Consider the following 14,171-nt stretch of genomic DNA (forward strand, 5'->3'; position numbering starts at 1 on the left):
TGTGACTGATTTTTAAAAGAACCCGGAAAAACTTATTCCAGTTCCGCCATCAGCTTGACCAGATGTTCAACCGCTTTCTGCTCGTCTTCACCTTCTGCAGAGATAGTCACGACGGTACCCTGAGTCAGACCCAGAGTTTGCAGTTTAAACAGGCTTTTCGCGCTGGCGCTTTTGCCGTTGGAAGTCACAGTAATCTCAGAAGTGAAGCCTTTCGCTTCTTTAACAAACTGAGCAGCAGGGCGGGTGTGCAGACCGTTCGGAGCGGTAATGGTAACTTCTTGCTGGAACATTGTATTTCCCCAACTTATAGGTTTAGTGTTGTGGAACTAAAGTCTAGCCTGGCGGTTTGACTTTAGCCTGTATTGTTAGCGCCGGCGTAAACGGGCGCGACACACCAGGTGTTTTACGCAATCCGTTGCAGTCAACCTCTGGCCGCTGACGTTTCGCTCGTCATTAAACATTATGCCGCTAAATCAATACTTGAACCAAATCATAAAATCGATTCAGCCAGCAGTTTTCCTGTAACGATTAATTTCGCGCTTCAAAATAATTAATCAGGTTAAATACCAGACCTGGCGGGGTGAAGCAATGGCAGGTGGGGCTAAAGTTTGAAGCAGGCCACAAAAAAGCACCTGAAAAGGTGCTTTTTTACGCGTTTTTAACATGCTGGCATTACTGTTGCAATTCTTTCTCTGTGAAGAGATCGGCAAACAGTGCTGTGCTCAGATAACGCTCACCCGATGACGGTAGGATAACCACAATATTCTTGTTGGTAAAGGTTTCATCTTCCTGAAGTTTAAGTGCGGCAGCGACTGCGGCTCCTGAGGAGATACCGGCAAGAATGCCTTCTTCTTCCATCAGACGGCGAGCGGTGGAGATCGCCTCTTCGTTAGTGATGGCGACCACTTTATCGATCAGTTTCAGATCCAGGTTACCTGGAATAAAACCGGCACCAATACCCTGAATTTTGTGCGGACCTGGCTTCAGCTCTTCGCCAGCCAGCGCCTGAGCAATAACCGGGGAATCCGTCGGCTCAACGGCTACGGTAATCAGGTCGGCTTTGCCTTTGGTACCCTTAATATAGCGGGTGACGCCGGTCAGCGTACCGCCAGTACCCACGCCGGAGATAAAGACGTCAACCTGACCATCGGTATCTTCCCAGATTTCCGGGCCGGTGGTTTTTTCGTGAATTTCCGGGTTAGCCGGGTTGCTGAACTGCTGAAGCAGCAGATATTTCGCCGGATCGCTGGCGACAATTTCTTCTGCTTTCTGAATTGCGCCTTTCATACCTTTAGCGCCTTCGGTCAGCACCAGATTGGCACCCAGCGCTTTCAGCAGCTTGCGACGCTCGATACTCATGGTTTCGGGCATGGTCAGCGTCAGCTTATAGCCACGCGCAGCGGCGACATAGGCCAGTGCGATACCGGTGTTGCCGCTGGTAGGCTCAACCAGTTCGACGCCCGGTTTCAGCACGCCGCGTTTTTCAGCATCCCAAATCATATTGGCACCGATACGGCATTTCACGCTGAAGCTCGGGTTACGTGATTCCACCTTCGCCAGAATGCGTCCGTTACCGATACGGTTCAGTCGAACCAGCGGCGTATGACCGATAGTCAGCGAGTTGTCTTCAAAAATCTTACTCATGGCCTGTCCTTAACTGTATGAAATTGGGATACCTTCCCAGCATACCCTTCAGGCTGAGATGGGGAAGTAAAGATTTCGCATATCTATATGCTGTGGAGAAATAATGGGGATCAGTATGGAATAAGAGGTGGTATAAGCCACCTCTCGTTTACACATTTTTGCATTACTTCCATAACGCGTGCTTAGCACGATAGCAATCTACCCACATCGCCGTGGCGCCACAGACTGCCACCGGCATGATGAAGAGATTGAGTATCGGGATCAGAGTAAAGAGGCTGGTGAGCGCACCAAACTGCATATTGATGACCTTACGACTGCGCAGGGCGGTACGCATCTCTTTAAACGGCACTTTATGGTTATCAAAAGGGTAATCGCAATACTGAATCGCCAGCATCCAGGCACTGAACAGGAACCACAACACGGGGGCGACGGTTTGCCCGATACCGGGAATAAAATAGAGGATCAGCAGCACAATGGCGCGTGGCAAATACCAGGCGAGCTTTTGCCATTCGCGTTTCATAATGCGCGGCACATCTTTCATGATGCCCAGAACCCCGGTATCCGGCGGCGCTGCGCCAGTCAGACGCGCTTCCAGTTGCTCCGCCAGTAGCCCGTTAAACGGTGCGGCAATCCAGTTGGCCAGGGTCGAGAAAAAGTAACCAAACACCAGCAGTACAGAAAGGACGGCGATGGGCCACAGCAAATAGCTCAGCCATTGCAACCAGTCGGGGACGTGACGCATTAATGACGGGATCCAGACATCCAGTTGTGTGAATAACCACCAGAATGCACTGCCCATCAGCAGGATGTTTACCAGTAGCGGTAAAATGACATAGCGACGGATCCCCGGCTGCGAAACCAGTTTCCATCCCTGAGCAAAGTAGTAAAAACCGCTACGTGGTGCAGTGACAGATGATGACACCATAGTCAGGACATGCTCCTTTTAGTATAAGTCCTAAGTGAACACGGGTATCTTACCGGGTTATCGCATGCAGAACAGTTCAGAAATGTTCGAAAAAACAGCAAAAAGCACAATTTCGTTCATCTTTATGCTGTGAAAGCTAAGAGTACACTTGCACTTGACGTAATCGGCAAATACTCTTAGTGAGTAAATGTTTGCCGTGGTGGCAAGGTGTTAGAACAACAGAGAATATAATGATGCAGGATTTGCGTCTGATATTAATCATTGTTGGCGCGATCGCCATAATCGCTTTACTGGTACATGGTTTCTGGACCAGCCGTAAAGAACGATCTTCTATGTTCCGCGATCGTCCACTGAAACGCATGAAATCAAAACGCGACGACGACTCGTATGACGATGATGTTGAAGCTGACGAAGGCGTCGGTGAAGTTCGTGTTCACCGCGTGAATCATGCCCCTGGCAATCCGCAGGAGCATGAAGCTCCTCGCCAGTCGCCGCAACACCAGTACCAGCCGCCTTATGCGTCGGCTCAACCGCGTCAGCCGGTTCAGCAACCGCCTGAAACGCCGGTACAGCCGCAGCATGCCCAGCGTCCGCCGCAACAGCCGGTACAGCAGCCTGCGCCGCAGCAGTCCGCTCAGCCGCGACCAGTCCAGCAACCTGCGCCACAGCAACCTGTCCATCCGTCGCAGCCGGTTCAACAACAGCCCATCGCGCCGCAGGTTCAGCCTGTTCAGCCGACTGCGCCACAACCGTCTCAGCAGGCCTTCCAACCCGCGGAACCCGTGGTTGAGCCGCAGCCTGAGCCCGTCGTTGAAGAGGCGCCAGCTCCGGAAAAACCGCAGCGTAAAGAAGCGGTGATCATCATGAACGTCGCCGCCCATCATGGCAGCGAGTTGAACGGTGAAGTGCTGCTCAACAGCATTCAGCAGGCCGGTTTCAAATTTGGCGACATGAATATCTTCCATCGTCATCTGAGTCCGGATGGCAGTGGCCCGGCGTTGTTCAGCCTGGCGAATATGGTTAACCCGGGTACGTTTGATCCAGAAATGGTCGACTTCACCACGCCGGGCGTGACCATCTTCATGCAGGTGCCGTCTTATGGTGATGAACTGCAAAACTTCAAATTGATGCTGCAATCCGCACAGCACATTGCCGATGAAGTCGGCGGCGTGGTGCTCGACGATCAGCGTCGGATGATGACGCCGCAAAAATTGCGCGAGTATCAGGACCGTATCCGCGAAGTGAAAGACGCGAACGCCTGATACACTCAAGGCACGACAACTTCCTTTCTGAACCCCCGCCTGTCGGGGGTTTTTTATCATTGATGGTGCGATATGGAATCAATCGAACAACAACTGACTGAACTGCGAACCACGCTTCGCCATCATGAGTATCTTTACCATGTGATGGATGCGCCAGAAATCCCGGATGCAGAATACGACCGCCTGATGCGCGAACTGCGTGAACTGGAAGCGCAGCACCCGGAACTGATCACCCCGGATTCTCCGACCCAGCGCGTGGGCGCTGCGCCGCTGGCGTCTTTTAGCCAGATTCGTCATGAAGTGCCGATGTTGTCGCTGGACAACGTCTTTGATGAAGAGAGTTTCCTGGCATTTAATAAACGCGTCCAGGACCGTCTTAAGAGCAGCGATAAGGTGACCTGGTGCTGCGAACTGAAGCTGGACGGTCTGGCGGTCAGTATCCTCTACGAAAACGGGGTGCTGGTAAGCGCTGCAACCCGTGGCGATGGCACGACCGGTGAAGACATTACCTCAAACGTGCGGACGATCCGCGCCATTCCGTTAAAACTTCGCGGCGATAACATTCCGACGCGTCTGGAAGTGCGTGGCGAGGTGTTTTTGCCGCAGGCGGGTTTTGAAAAGATCAATGACGATGCTCGTCGGACGGGCGGTAAGCTGTTTGCTAACCCGCGTAACGCGGCGGCGGGTTCGCTGCGCCAGCTCGACCCGCGTATCACCGCGAAGCGACCGCTCACTTTCTTCTGCTATGGCGTTGGCGTGCTGGAAGGCGGCGAACTGCCCGATACCCATCTGGGCCGCCTGCTCCAGTTTAAAGCGTGGGGGCTGCCGGTCAGCGATCGCGTGACCCTGTGCGACTCCCCGGAAGCCGTGCTGGCGTTTTACCACAAAGTGGAAGAGGACCGTCCGACGCTGGGCTTCGACATTGACGGCGTTGTGATTAAGGTCAACTCGATGGCGCTTCAGGAGCAACTGGGCTTTGTCGCGCGCGCGCCGCGCTGGGCGGTGGCCTTTAAATTCCCGGCGCAGGAGCAGATGACCTTTGTTCGTGACGTGGAGTTCCAGGTGGGACGTACCGGAGCGATTACGCCCGTTGCGCGCCTTGAACCTGTTCAGGTTGCGGGCGTGCTGGTGAGTAATGCCACGCTGCATAACGCTGATGAAATCGAGCGTCTCGGGCTGCGTATTGGCGATAAAGTGGTGATTCGCCGTGCTGGCGATGTCATCCCGCAGGTGGTCAACGTGGTGCTTTCCGAACGTCCGGACGACACGCGGCCAGTGGAATTTCCGACGCATTGCCCGGTATGCAATTCCGACGTCGAACGCGTGGAAGGTGAAGCGGTCGCTCGCTGTACCGGTGGCCTGATTTGCGCCGCGCAGCGTAAAGAGTCCCTCAAGCATTTCGTCTCTCGACGGGCGATGGACGTGGACGGGATGGGTGACAAAATTATCGACCAACTGGTTGAGAAAGAGTATGTCCACACGCCGGCGGACTTGTTCAGGCTGACAGCCGGTAAACTGACCGGTCTCGACCGGATGGGGCCGAAGTCGGCGCAAAACGTGGTGGATGCGCTGGAAAAATCGAAAGAGACGACCTTTGCGCGCTTCCTGTATGCGCTGGGGATCCGGGAAGTCGGCGAGGCTACTGCGGCAGGGCTGGCGGCCTTTTTTGGTACGCTGGACGCGCTGGAAGCCGCTTCTATTGACGAACTGCAAAAAGTTCCGGACGTGGGCATTGTGGTCGCTACCCATGTGTTTAACTTTTTTGCCGAAGAGAGCAATCGCGAGGTGATCGCACAACTGCTGGCGGAAGGCATTCGCTGGCCCGCGCCGGTGGTTATCAATGCGGATGAAATCGACAGTCCTTTCGCCGGGAAAACGGTCGTTCTGACGGGGAGTCTGAGTCAGATGTCGCGCGATGATGCCAAAGCGCGGCTGGCGGAACTCGGGGCGAAAGTGGCGGGCAGCGTCTCGAAGAAGACCGATCTGGTCATTGCCGGCGAAGCGGCAGGTTCCAAGCTGGCAAAAGCGCAGGAGTTGGGGATTGCGGTCATTGACGAAGCGGAAATGCTCCGCCTGCTGGGTGTCTGAGATGGAGAAAGAGCAGCTCGTTGAGATTGCCAACACGGTGATGCCGTTTGGTAAATACAAAGGGCGTCGGCTGATCGATGTGCCGGAAGAGTATCTGTTGTGGTTTGCCCGCAAGGATGAGTTCCCGGCGGGTAAACTGGGCGAACTGATGCAAATCACGCTGCTGATCAAAACCGAAGGGCTGAGCCAACTGGTTCAGCCCCTGAAACGTCCGCTTTAAGCTTTTGCGGCGCGGCTGTCCTGCTGCGCCTGTAACTGTTCGGCCTGGCGCTTATAGCGACGCGCCAGTACCGCACAGACCATCAACTGGATCTGGTGGAAAATCATCAGCGGCAATACCATCATCCCAATGACGGACGTCGGAAAGAGGATGTTGGCCATGGGTACGCCGTTCGCCAGACTCTTTTTCGACCCGCAGAAGACAATCGTGATTTCGTCGGCCTTGTTGAAGCCGCATTTGCGTGCCACAAAGATGTTTACGGCAATCACGATGGCGAGCAGCACAATGCTGACTACGACGATAAACAGCAGCGATCCCCAGCCCACTTTGTGCCAGATCCCGTTAACCACGGCTTCGCTGAAGGCCGAATAGACCACCAGCAGAATCGACGTCTGATCCGTCTTCGCAATCCATTTTTTATTTCGCGCAACCCATTTGCCGATCCACGGACGGGAAAGGTGTCCGAGCACAAACGGCAACAGCAGTTGCAGCATGATTTTGCCGACCTGCTCCAGACTTCCTTCTGCGCCGTGAATGTTCATCACCACGCCGACCAGCAGCGGGGAGAGGAAAATCCCCAGCAGGCTGGAGGCCGACGCTGAGCAGACCGCCGCCGCAACGTTCCCTCCAGCCAGCGACGTAAAGGCAATTGCCGACTGCACCGTGGCGGGCAAAATGCACAGATACAGGAAACCGGTGTACAGCATTGGGTCAACGTTGACGGGCGCCCACCAGGCAAACAGTACACCGAGTACCGGGAACAGAATGAAGGTGCTGCACATCACCCACAGGTGCAAACGCCAGTGACTGCCGCCAGCGATAATGGCTTCGCGCGAGAGCTTCGCCCCGTGCATAAAGAACAGGAGCGCAATGGCGGCGGTGGTAATGCCTTCAACGACAGGAACAAAATCTCCCTCAGCTGGAAAAAATGAGGCCAGCAGGACGACCGCAACCAGGGTCAGGGTAAACGGATCAAGGATTCGAAAAATATTCATAAATACTCCAGGAATTCGGTGTCCTCATTTTGCGTTTTTCATTTTGAGAAATAAAATTGATTTATTGCATCTATATATGAATTGAGTTGATGAATTATTCTCTGCGTCAATTACGTGTGTTTGTTACCGTTGCTCAGGAGCGAAGTTTCAGCCGGGCCGGTGAGTTTATTGGTCTGAGCCAGTCGGCCGTCAGTCACAGTATCAAAGAACTGGAGCGCCAGACAGGAGTGAAGTTACTGAACCGCACGACGCGTGAAGTCGTGCTGACGGATGCCGGGCAACAACTGGCAGGCCGCCTGGAGCGGCTGCTGGATGAACTTCATATCACGCTACGGGAAGCGGGCAGAGTGGGCACGCAACTCGCCGGTACTGTCCGCGTGGCGGCAAGCCAGACTATCTCCGCCCATCTCATTCCGCAGTGTATTGCGCAAAGCAATCAGCGTTATCCGGCGATCGACTTTGTCCTGCACGATCGACCGCAGCAGTGGGTGCTGGAGAGTATCCGTCAGGGGGAAGTGGATTTTGGTATTGTGATTGATCCCGGTGCCGTGAGCGATTTGCAGTGTGAAGCAATACTGTCCGAACCCTTCCTTCTGCTCTGCCATCAGGCGCATCCGCTGGCGCAACAGGAGTGGGTGAGCTGGCAGGATCTCCAGCAGGAACGCCTGGTGTTGCAGGATTACGCGTCGGGAAGTCGGCCGCTCATTGACGCGGCGCTCGCGCACTTTGCGATAGAAGCCAATATTGTGCAGGAGATTGGTCATCCGGCGACGCTGTTTCCGATGGTGGAAGCGGGGATAGGCATTAGCATTTTGCCTGCGCTGGCCTTACCGCTTCCGCAGGGAAGTCATTTGCAGGTGAAGCGCCTGACGCCGGTGGTGGAACGACAGTTGATGCTGGCGCGGCGCAAAAATCGCTCGCTGTCGACGGCAGCCCAGGCGCTGTGGGAGGTGGTTCGCACCCAGGCGAATGAATTAACGGATTTACGTGCACAGGATCCGCTCTATCAGATATAGACATCAATCTGATGATCGTCAGAAGGATAATTAACGCCTTCTGCTTTAACCTGTGTTTGATCCTGCTTTTGCTGCGCCTCTTCGGCCTGCTGACGCTGTAACTGTGCCAGTTGCGCCTGCAACATTTTGATCTGCGTCTGGATCAACTCCTGCTGCTTCTGCTTCTCTTCGGCACTGCCGCTGCCGTCCGACACTTCTTTGAGCTTCTGCGTCAGTTGGGTGATTTTCTCTGCAATCTGCGCGATTTGTGCAGAGAGGCTGTTACCGGCGGCGGCTTTTGCCCCACCGCCACCGCTTTGTACGGAAGGGGTTGAGACGTTAATGGTGGTCATCGTGGTTTCCTTTTGCCATTAAAACTACGATATCGGCACAAGTCAGCAGACCTTCAGTACTCCCTGCCATTTCTGGCAGGGACGCTTTTTCTTACCCAACGGTTCTGATTTGCCATATCAATATATATTTACTATCGATCGGCAGGGAAAACTGTATTGGTAATCGATTGCGTGCTCTGGTTATAACCATTACCTCTCTCACTCAATGAGTGATTAGCCGATTATAAGGACATCTCATGACCGACTCCCACTTTTCCCAGAATCCCTGGAACAGCGCTGATATTATTCGCGGCTACAAGCCTGACTTCACGCCGCGCGTCGCCTTTATCCTTGGTTCGGGTTTAGGCGCGCTGGCTGAGCAGATAGAAGACGCGGTGGCGATTTCCTACGAGAAGCTGCCGGGTTTTCCGGTGAGTACCGTTCACGGGCATGCGGGCGAGTTAGTGCTCGGTCATCTGGCCGGGGTTCCCGTCGCCTGTATGAAAGGGCGCGGGCACTTCTACGAAGGACGCGGCATGACCGTGATGACCGACGCCATTCGCACGCTGAAGCTGCTGGGTTGCGAACTGCTGTTCTGCACCAACGCGGCGGGTTCTCTGCGTCCGGAAGTGGGGCCAGGGAGCCTGGTGGCACTGAGCGACCATATTAACACCATGCCGGGGACGCCGATGGTTGGGCCGAACGACGACCGCTTTGGCGAGCGTTTCTTCTCGCTGGCCAATGCTTACGACGCCGACTATCGCGCGGTTTTGCAGAGCGTCGCAGCCGACGAAGGTTTCGCGCTGAGCGAAGGGGTGTTTGTTTCCTATCCGGGGCCTAACTTTGAGACAGCAGCAGAGATCCGCATGATGCAGATTATCGGTGGTGATGTGGTGGGGATGTCGGTGGTACCTGAAGTCATCACCGCCCGCCATTGCGGACTGAAAGTGGTTGCCGTGTCGGCGATCACCAATCTGGCGGAAGGCCTGGGTGATGTGAAACTCTCGCATGCGCAAACCCTGGCGGCGGCTGAACTTTCACGACAGAACTTTATCGACCTGATTTGCGGGTTCCTGCGCAAACTGGCCTGAAACAGAGAATAATAATGACCCCGCCAGCAGGCGGGGTTCGTACTCTACGGCAAGGAAGAGAAAAATGGGTATTGCGTCCCGATTAAAGATCATGTCGTTTATGCAATATTTTATCTGGGGAAGCTGGCTGGTGACCCTGGGCTCATACATGATTAACACCCTTCATTTTACCGGTGCCAATGTGGGTATGGTGTACAGCTCAAAAGGGCTGGCGGCGATTATTATGCCCGGTATTATGGGGATTATTGCTGACAAGTGGCTGCGTGCGGAGCGCGCTTATATGTTCTGTCATCTGCTCTGCGCAGGCGTGTTGCTCTACGCGACCACGGTGACTGACCCGGACACCATGTTCTGGGTGATGTTGATCAACGCAATGGCCTTCATGCCGACTATTTCTCTCTCCAACAGCGTCTCCTATTCCTGTCTGGCGCAGGCAGGGCAGGATCCGGTAACGGCATTTCCTCCTATCCGCGTTTTCGGCACGATTGGCTTTATCGTTGCAATGTGGACTGTGAGCCTGATGGGATTGGAACTGAGCAGCGCGCAGCTGTACATTGCGTCCGGCGCATCACTGCTGCTGGCTATCTATGCACTCACGCTGCCAAAAATACCGGTGGCCGAGAAGAATGCGAGCGCGTCGCTTGCCAGTAAGCTGGGGCTGGATGCGTTCGTGTTGTTTAAAAATCCGCGGATGGCGATCTTCTTCCTGTTCGCCATGATGCTGGGTGCCGTGCTGCAAATTACCAACGTTTTCGGTAATCCCTTCCTGCACGACTTTGCCCGCGATCCGCAATTTGCCGATAGCTTTGTGGTGAAATACCCGTCCATCTTACTGTCCGTCTCGCAGATGGCGGAAGTGGGCTTTATTCTGACCATCCCGTTTTTCCTCAAACGTTTTGGCATCAAAACGGTCATGCTGATGAGTATGCTGGCGTGGACATTGCGCTTTGGTTTCTTTGCTTTTGGCGACCCGTCACCGTTCGGTTTCGTCCTGCTGCTGATGTCGATGATCGTCTACGGCTGTGCATTCGACTTCTTCAACATTTCTGGCTCCGTCTTCGTTGAGCAGGAAGTGGAATCTCGGATCCGTGCCAGCGCGCAGGGGTTGTTTATGACGATGGTCAACGGCGTCGGGGCGTGGGTTGGTTCCATCCTGAGCGGTATGGCGGTGGATTACTTCTCTGTGGAGGGTGTGAAGGACTGGCAAACTATCTGGCTCGTCTTTGCGGCGTATGCCCTGGCGCTGGCGGTGATTTTCGCGCTGTTCTTTAAGTATAAGCATGAGCCTGAAAAACTGACTCAGCACTCGCTGGCCCGTTAATCCTCCTTTGCGGCGGGCGAGTGTTGCCCGCCGTTCCAGTTCTGCGATGCAATGTGGTAACCTGGCGCATCACTCTTCCCCTCAGGAGCGCATTACCCATGGAACGCACGCATCGTATCGATCTCAAGTTACTGCGTTATTTTCTTGCCGTCGCCGAAGAGTTGCATTTTGGACGCGCCGCGGTTCGTCTGAATATGTCGCAGCCTCCGCTGAGCATTCATATTAAGGAGCTGGAACAGGAGCTTGGCACGCTGTTGTTTATCCGGCATTCCCGCAGCGTGGCGTTGACCCATGCGGGGAAAATCCTGATGGAAGAGTCGCGGCGTCTGCTTTCCAGCGCTAATCAGGTACTGGCACGAGTCGAACAGATTGGGCGCGGTGAAGCAGGGCGGATCGAACTGGGGGTGATCGGCACCGCGATGTGGGGAAAAATGCGCCCGGTCATGCGGCGATTCCTGAAGGCGAATCCCAACGTTGAGGTGTTGTTTCGCGAAAATATGCCGGCAATGCAGATGGCTATGCTGGAGCGACGTGAACTGGATGCTGGTGTCTGGCGAATGGCGATTGACCCTGCGCCTGGATTTACCAGCCTGCGGCTGCATGAATCCTCTTTTCTGGTTGCGATGCCGGAAGAACATCCGCTGACTGCCCGTGAGGCCGTGCCGTTAGCCGCACTGCGCAATGAATATTTCGTCACCATGCCGTCCATTCACACAGACTGGGCGTTTCTGCAACGCGTTTGTCAGAGCGCCGGATTCTCTCCAATGATTATTCGTGAAGTGATGGAGCCGCAAACCGTACTGGCGATGATTAGCATGGGGATCGGCATTACGCTGATTGCAGACAGTTATGCGCAGATGAACTGGCCGGGAGTGGTGTTCCGTCCATTAGAAGAGCGTATTCCGGCAGATTTGTACATTGTGTATGACCAGCAGCAGGCGACACCAGCACTGGACCATATGATTGTCGCCTTAACGACGTAACGGAGAACCGTAGACCTGATAAGCGTAGCGCCATCAGGTAAGCAGGTTTGAGCCTTGTGAATCCTGATATCGCCGGATGGCGACTGACGTCTTATCCGGCCTACGCGGCTTAACTGAGCAGTGTAGGCCTGATAAGCGAAGCGCCATCAGGCTCGAATCGTGACATTCTGCGCATAGCAAAAAGGCGCCTTTAGGGCGCCTTTCTACATTGGTGGGTCGTGCAGGATTCGAACCTGCGACCAATTGATTAAAAGTCAACTGCTCTACCAACTGAGCTAACGACCCGAAGTGGTGGGTGATGACGGGATCGAACCGCCGACCCCCTCCTTGTAAGGGAGGTGCTCTCCCAGCTGAGCTAATCACCCACTTCGGTACTTCACAATAAGAAATTTAGCTGGTGAGAAAGTGGTGGGTGATGACGGGATCGAACCGCCGACCCCCTCCTTGTAAGGGAGGTGCTCTCCCAGCTGAGCTAATCACCCACTTCTCAATTTCTTATCTACACGGCGGAGACTACATAAAGTAGTTGGTGGGTGATGACGGGATCGAACCGCCGACCCCCTCCTTGTAAGGGAGGTGCTCTCCCAGCTGAGCTAATCACCCCCGCTGTGTGGAGTCGCATTATAGGGAGAGTTGAAAATGAGTCAACGCCTTTTCTAAAGAAATTGTTCGTTCGTCGTAATTTTAAACAAAACGATAGCGAAACGGTCTCTGACGCATGATTTCTAAACAAAAACGTCTATGCGCGGCGTTTACCCGGTAACAACATTGAGGATTTACCTCACAGTGATAGAATATCGGCCATTCCATTTTCCCCGGATTTGCCGGTTGTCGGCATCTTTATAAACGTAAGGCCATTTCATGAAAATCAAAACTCGCTTCGCGCCAAGCCCGACAGGTTATCTGCACGTCGGTGGTGCGCGTACTGCTCTCTATTCCTGGCTTTTTGCACGTAATCACGGCGGTGAGTTTGTGCTGCGTATTGAAGACACCGATCTTGAACGTTCCACGCCGGAAGCGATCGAAGCCATTATGGATGGGATGAACTGGCTGAGCCTGGAATGGGACGAAGGTCCGTACTTCCAGACTAAGCGTTTCGATCGTTATAACGCAGTGATTGATGAGATGCTGGAAGCGGGCACAGCCTATAAATGCTACTGCTCCAAAGAGCGTCTGGACGCACTGCGTGAAGAGCAGATGGCGAAGGGCGAAAAGCCGCGTTACGACGGTCGCTGCCGTCATGGTCATGAACATCACGCAGATGACGAGCCTTGCGTTGTCCGTTTTGCCAACCCGCAGGACGGTTCTGTCATTTTTGACGACCAGATCCGTGGCCCGATCGAATTCAGTAATCAGGAGCTGGACGATCTGATTATCCGCCGCACCGACGGTTCCCCGACCTATAACTTCTGTGTTGTGGTGGACGACTGGGATATGGAGATCACCCACGTGATTCGTGGTGAAGACCATATCAACAATACTCCGCGCCAGATCAACATCCTTAAAGCGCTGAACGCACCGGTGCCGGTGTATGCCCACGTTTCCATGATCAACGGCGACGATGGTAAAAAACTGTCCAAACGTCACGGCGCGGTGAGCGTTATGCAGTATCGTGATGACGGTTATCTGCCGGAAGCCCTGTTGAACTACCTGGTGCGTCTGGGCTGGTCCAGCGGCGATCAGGAAATCTTCACCCGTGAAGAGATGATCAAGCTGTTCTCCCTCGGTGCGGTCAGCAAATCTGCCAGCGCGTTCAATACGGAAAAACTGCAGTGGCTGAACCATCACTACATTAACTCGCTGGCACCGGAGTATGTGGCAACGCATCTGCAGTGGCACATCGAGCAGGAAAACATCGACACGCGCAATGGTCCACAGCTGGCTGATCTGGTGAAACTGCTGGGCGAGCGTTGCAAGACTTTGAAAGAGATGGCGCAGAGCTGCCGTTACTTCTACGAAGACTTTGCCGAGTTTGATGCTGATGCTGCGAAGAAACACCTGCGTCCGGTTGCGCGTCAGCCGCTGGAAGTCGTGCGCGACAAACTGGCGGCCATTACCGAGTGGACGGCTGAAAACGTGCACCATGCCATTCAGGCGACCGCCGATGAGCTTGAAGTGGGGATGGGCAAAGTTGGTATGCCGCTGCGCGTTGCGGTAACCGGTGCGGGCCAGTCTCCTGGCTTAGACGTAACGGTACATGCGATTGGTAAAACCCGAAGCATCGAGCGTATCAATAAAGCACTGGCTTTTATTGCAGAGCGTGAAGCGCAGCAGTAAGCGATCGGCGCATTAGCAGAACGGCAGGGGAGACTCTG

The 14,171-nt window shown here is 54.3% G+C and carries 13 protein-coding genes and 4 tRNA genes; 8 read left to right on the forward strand and 9 right to left on the reverse strand.

Annotated elements, in window-relative coordinates; all coding sequences use genetic code 11:
* Window positions 1–32: 32 nt before the first annotated feature.
* The 3 genes from ptsH to cysZ form a co-directional block, all read right to left on the reverse strand.
* On the reverse strand, window positions 33–290 hold the full coding sequence (ptsH, locus tag GBC03_11895) for a phosphocarrier protein Hpr (GenBank protein ID QFS70862.1): 258 nt from the start codon (window positions 288–290) through the stop codon (window positions 33–35).
* A 382-nt stretch (window positions 291–672) separates the two neighbouring features.
* Window positions 673–1,644 carry a cysteine synthase A gene (cysK, locus tag GBC03_11900; protein QFS70863.1) on the reverse strand — a complete coding sequence of 324 codons (972 nt, stop codon included), beginning with the start codon at window positions 1,642–1,644 and terminating at the stop codon, window positions 673–675.
* 163 nt (window positions 1,645–1,807) lie between these two features.
* Window positions 1,808–2,569 (reverse strand): sulfate transporter CysZ, encoded by a 762-nt coding sequence (gene cysZ / locus GBC03_11905; protein ID QFS70864.1) that lies wholly within the window; start codon window positions 2,567–2,569, stop codon window positions 1,808–1,810.
* A 230-nt stretch (window positions 2,570–2,799) separates the two neighbouring features.
* On the opposite strand from cysZ, the gene zipA reads away from it, so the two are divergent.
* From zipA to GBC03_11920, 3 genes are all read left to right on the forward strand, one after another.
* Window positions 2,800–3,831, forward strand: a complete 1,032-nt coding sequence (zipA, locus tag GBC03_11910; GenBank protein QFS70865.1) for a cell division protein ZipA — start codon at window positions 2,800–2,802, stop codon at window positions 3,829–3,831.
* 72 nt (window positions 3,832–3,903) lie between these two features.
* The gene (ligA, locus tag GBC03_11915) at window positions 3,904–5,919 is read left to right on the forward strand and encodes an NAD-dependent DNA ligase LigA (GenBank protein ID QFS70866.1); all 2,016 of its coding nucleotides are present in this window, start codon (window positions 3,904–3,906) and stop codon (window positions 5,917–5,919) included.
* Between the two features lies 1 nt (window position 5,920).
* Window positions 5,921–6,139, forward strand: coding sequence for a hypothetical protein (locus tag GBC03_11920; protein QFS70867.1), 219 nt, complete (start codon window positions 5,921–5,923; stop codon window positions 6,137–6,139).
* On the opposite strand, the gene GBC03_11925 is transcribed toward GBC03_11920, so the two are convergent.
* Window positions 6,136–7,134, reverse strand: a complete 999-nt coding sequence (locus GBC03_11925; protein QFS70868.1) for a bile acid:sodium symporter — start codon at window positions 7,132–7,134, stop codon at window positions 6,136–6,138. The two genes, GBC03_11920 and GBC03_11925, sit on opposite strands and share 4 nt — an antisense overlap.
* 89 nt (window positions 7,135–7,223) lie before the next feature.
* On the opposite strand from GBC03_11925, the gene GBC03_11930 reads away from it, so the two are divergent.
* Window positions 7,224–8,150 (forward strand): LysR family transcriptional regulator, encoded by a 927-nt coding sequence (locus GBC03_11930; protein ID QFS70869.1) that lies wholly within the window; start codon window positions 7,224–7,226, stop codon window positions 8,148–8,150.
* Here the strand turns inward: GBC03_11930 and GBC03_11935 are convergent.
* Window positions 8,141–8,482 carry a FlxA protein gene (locus GBC03_11935; GenBank protein ID QFS70870.1) on the reverse strand — a complete coding sequence of 114 codons (342 nt, stop codon included), beginning with the start codon at window positions 8,480–8,482 and terminating at the stop codon, window positions 8,141–8,143. The two genes, GBC03_11930 and GBC03_11935, sit on opposite strands and share 10 nt — an antisense overlap.
* Before the next feature lie 236 nt (window positions 8,483–8,718).
* Between GBC03_11935 and xapA the strand changes: the two genes are divergently transcribed.
* The 3 genes from xapA to GBC03_11950 all read left to right on the forward strand — a co-directional run bounded on the left by xapA (window position 8,719) and on the right by GBC03_11950 (window position 11,856).
* On the forward strand, window positions 8,719–9,552 hold the full coding sequence (gene xapA / locus GBC03_11940; protein ID QFS70871.1) for a xanthosine phosphorylase: 834 nt from the start codon (window positions 8,719–8,721) through the stop codon (window positions 9,550–9,552).
* A 64-nt stretch (window positions 9,553–9,616) separates the two neighbouring features.
* Window positions 9,617–10,873, forward strand: a complete 1,257-nt coding sequence (locus GBC03_11945) for an MFS transporter (protein QFS70872.1) — start codon at window positions 9,617–9,619, stop codon at window positions 10,871–10,873.
* Between the two features lie 98 nt (window positions 10,874–10,971).
* Window positions 10,972–11,856: a LysR family transcriptional regulator gene (locus GBC03_11950; protein QFS70873.1), complete on the forward strand. Its 885-nt coding sequence runs from the start codon at window positions 10,972–10,974 to the stop codon at window positions 11,854–11,856.
* A gap of 209 nt (window positions 11,857–12,065) precedes the next feature.
* Here GBC03_11950 and GBC03_11955 read toward each other — a convergent pair.
* The 4 genes from GBC03_11955 to GBC03_11970 form a co-directional block, all read right to left on the reverse strand.
* A tRNA-Lys gene (locus GBC03_11955) sits at window positions 12,066–12,141 on the reverse strand.
* A gap of 4 nt (window positions 12,142–12,145) precedes the next feature.
* Window positions 12,146–12,221: transfer RNA gene (locus GBC03_11960), tRNA-Val, on the reverse strand.
* A 41-nt stretch (window positions 12,222–12,262) separates the two neighbouring features.
* A tRNA-Val gene (locus GBC03_11965) sits at window positions 12,263–12,338 on the reverse strand.
* A gap of 45 nt (window positions 12,339–12,383) precedes the next feature.
* Window positions 12,384–12,459: transfer RNA gene (locus GBC03_11970), tRNA-Val, on the reverse strand.
* A 258-nt stretch (window positions 12,460–12,717) separates the two neighbouring features.
* Between GBC03_11970 and gltX the strand changes: the two genes are divergently transcribed.
* The gene (gene gltX, locus GBC03_11975) at window positions 12,718–14,133 is read left to right on the forward strand and encodes a glutamate--tRNA ligase (GenBank protein QFS70874.1); all 1,416 of its coding nucleotides are present in this window, start codon (window positions 12,718–12,720) and stop codon (window positions 14,131–14,133) included.
* Window positions 14,134–14,171: the final 38 nt, after the last annotated feature.

The organism is Citrobacter telavivensis (assembly GCA_009363175.1).
In the GTDB taxonomy this organism is placed as follows: Bacteria; Pseudomonadota; Gammaproteobacteria; order Enterobacterales; family Enterobacteriaceae; genus Citrobacter_A; species Citrobacter_A telavivensis.

What these genes read in the sequence shown, in the direction of transcription:
- ptsH (QFS70862.1), bottom strand. Translation starts at nt 290, where the DNA reads ATGTTCCAGCAAGAAGTTACCATTACCGCTCCGAACGGTCTGCACACC.
- cysK (QFS70863.1), bottom strand. Translation starts at nt 1,644, where the DNA reads ATGAGTAAGATTTTTGAAGACAACTCGCTGACTATCGGTCATACGCCG.
- cysZ (QFS70864.1), bottom strand. Translation starts at nt 2,569, where the DNA reads ATGGTGTCATCATCTGTCACTGCACCACGTAGCGGTTTTTACTACTTT.
- zipA (QFS70865.1), top strand. Translation starts at nt 2,800, where the DNA reads ATGATGCAGGATTTGCGTCTGATATTAATCATTGTTGGCGCGATCGCC.
- ligA (QFS70866.1), top strand. Translation starts at nt 3,904, where the DNA reads ATGGAATCAATCGAACAACAACTGACTGAACTGCGAACCACGCTTCGC.
- GBC03_11920 (QFS70867.1), top strand. Translation starts at nt 5,921, where the DNA reads ATGGAGAAAGAGCAGCTCGTTGAGATTGCCAACACGGTGATGCCGTTT.
- GBC03_11925 (QFS70868.1), bottom strand. Translation starts at nt 7,134, where the DNA reads ATGAATATTTTTCGAATCCTTGATCCGTTTACCCTGACCCTGGTTGCG.
- GBC03_11930 (QFS70869.1), top strand. Translation starts at nt 7,224, where the DNA reads ATGAATTATTCTCTGCGTCAATTACGTGTGTTTGTTACCGTTGCTCAG.
- GBC03_11935 (QFS70870.1), bottom strand. Translation starts at nt 8,482, where the DNA reads ATGACCACCATTAACGTCTCAACCCCTTCCGTACAAAGCGGTGGCGGT.
- xapA (QFS70871.1), top strand. Translation starts at nt 8,719, where the DNA reads ATGACCGACTCCCACTTTTCCCAGAATCCCTGGAACAGCGCTGATATT.
- GBC03_11945 (QFS70872.1), top strand. Translation starts at nt 9,617, where the DNA reads ATGGGTATTGCGTCCCGATTAAAGATCATGTCGTTTATGCAATATTTT.
- GBC03_11950 (QFS70873.1), top strand. Translation starts at nt 10,972, where the DNA reads ATGGAACGCACGCATCGTATCGATCTCAAGTTACTGCGTTATTTTCTT.
- gltX (QFS70874.1), top strand. Translation starts at nt 12,718, where the DNA reads ATGAAAATCAAAACTCGCTTCGCGCCAAGCCCGACAGGTTATCTGCAC.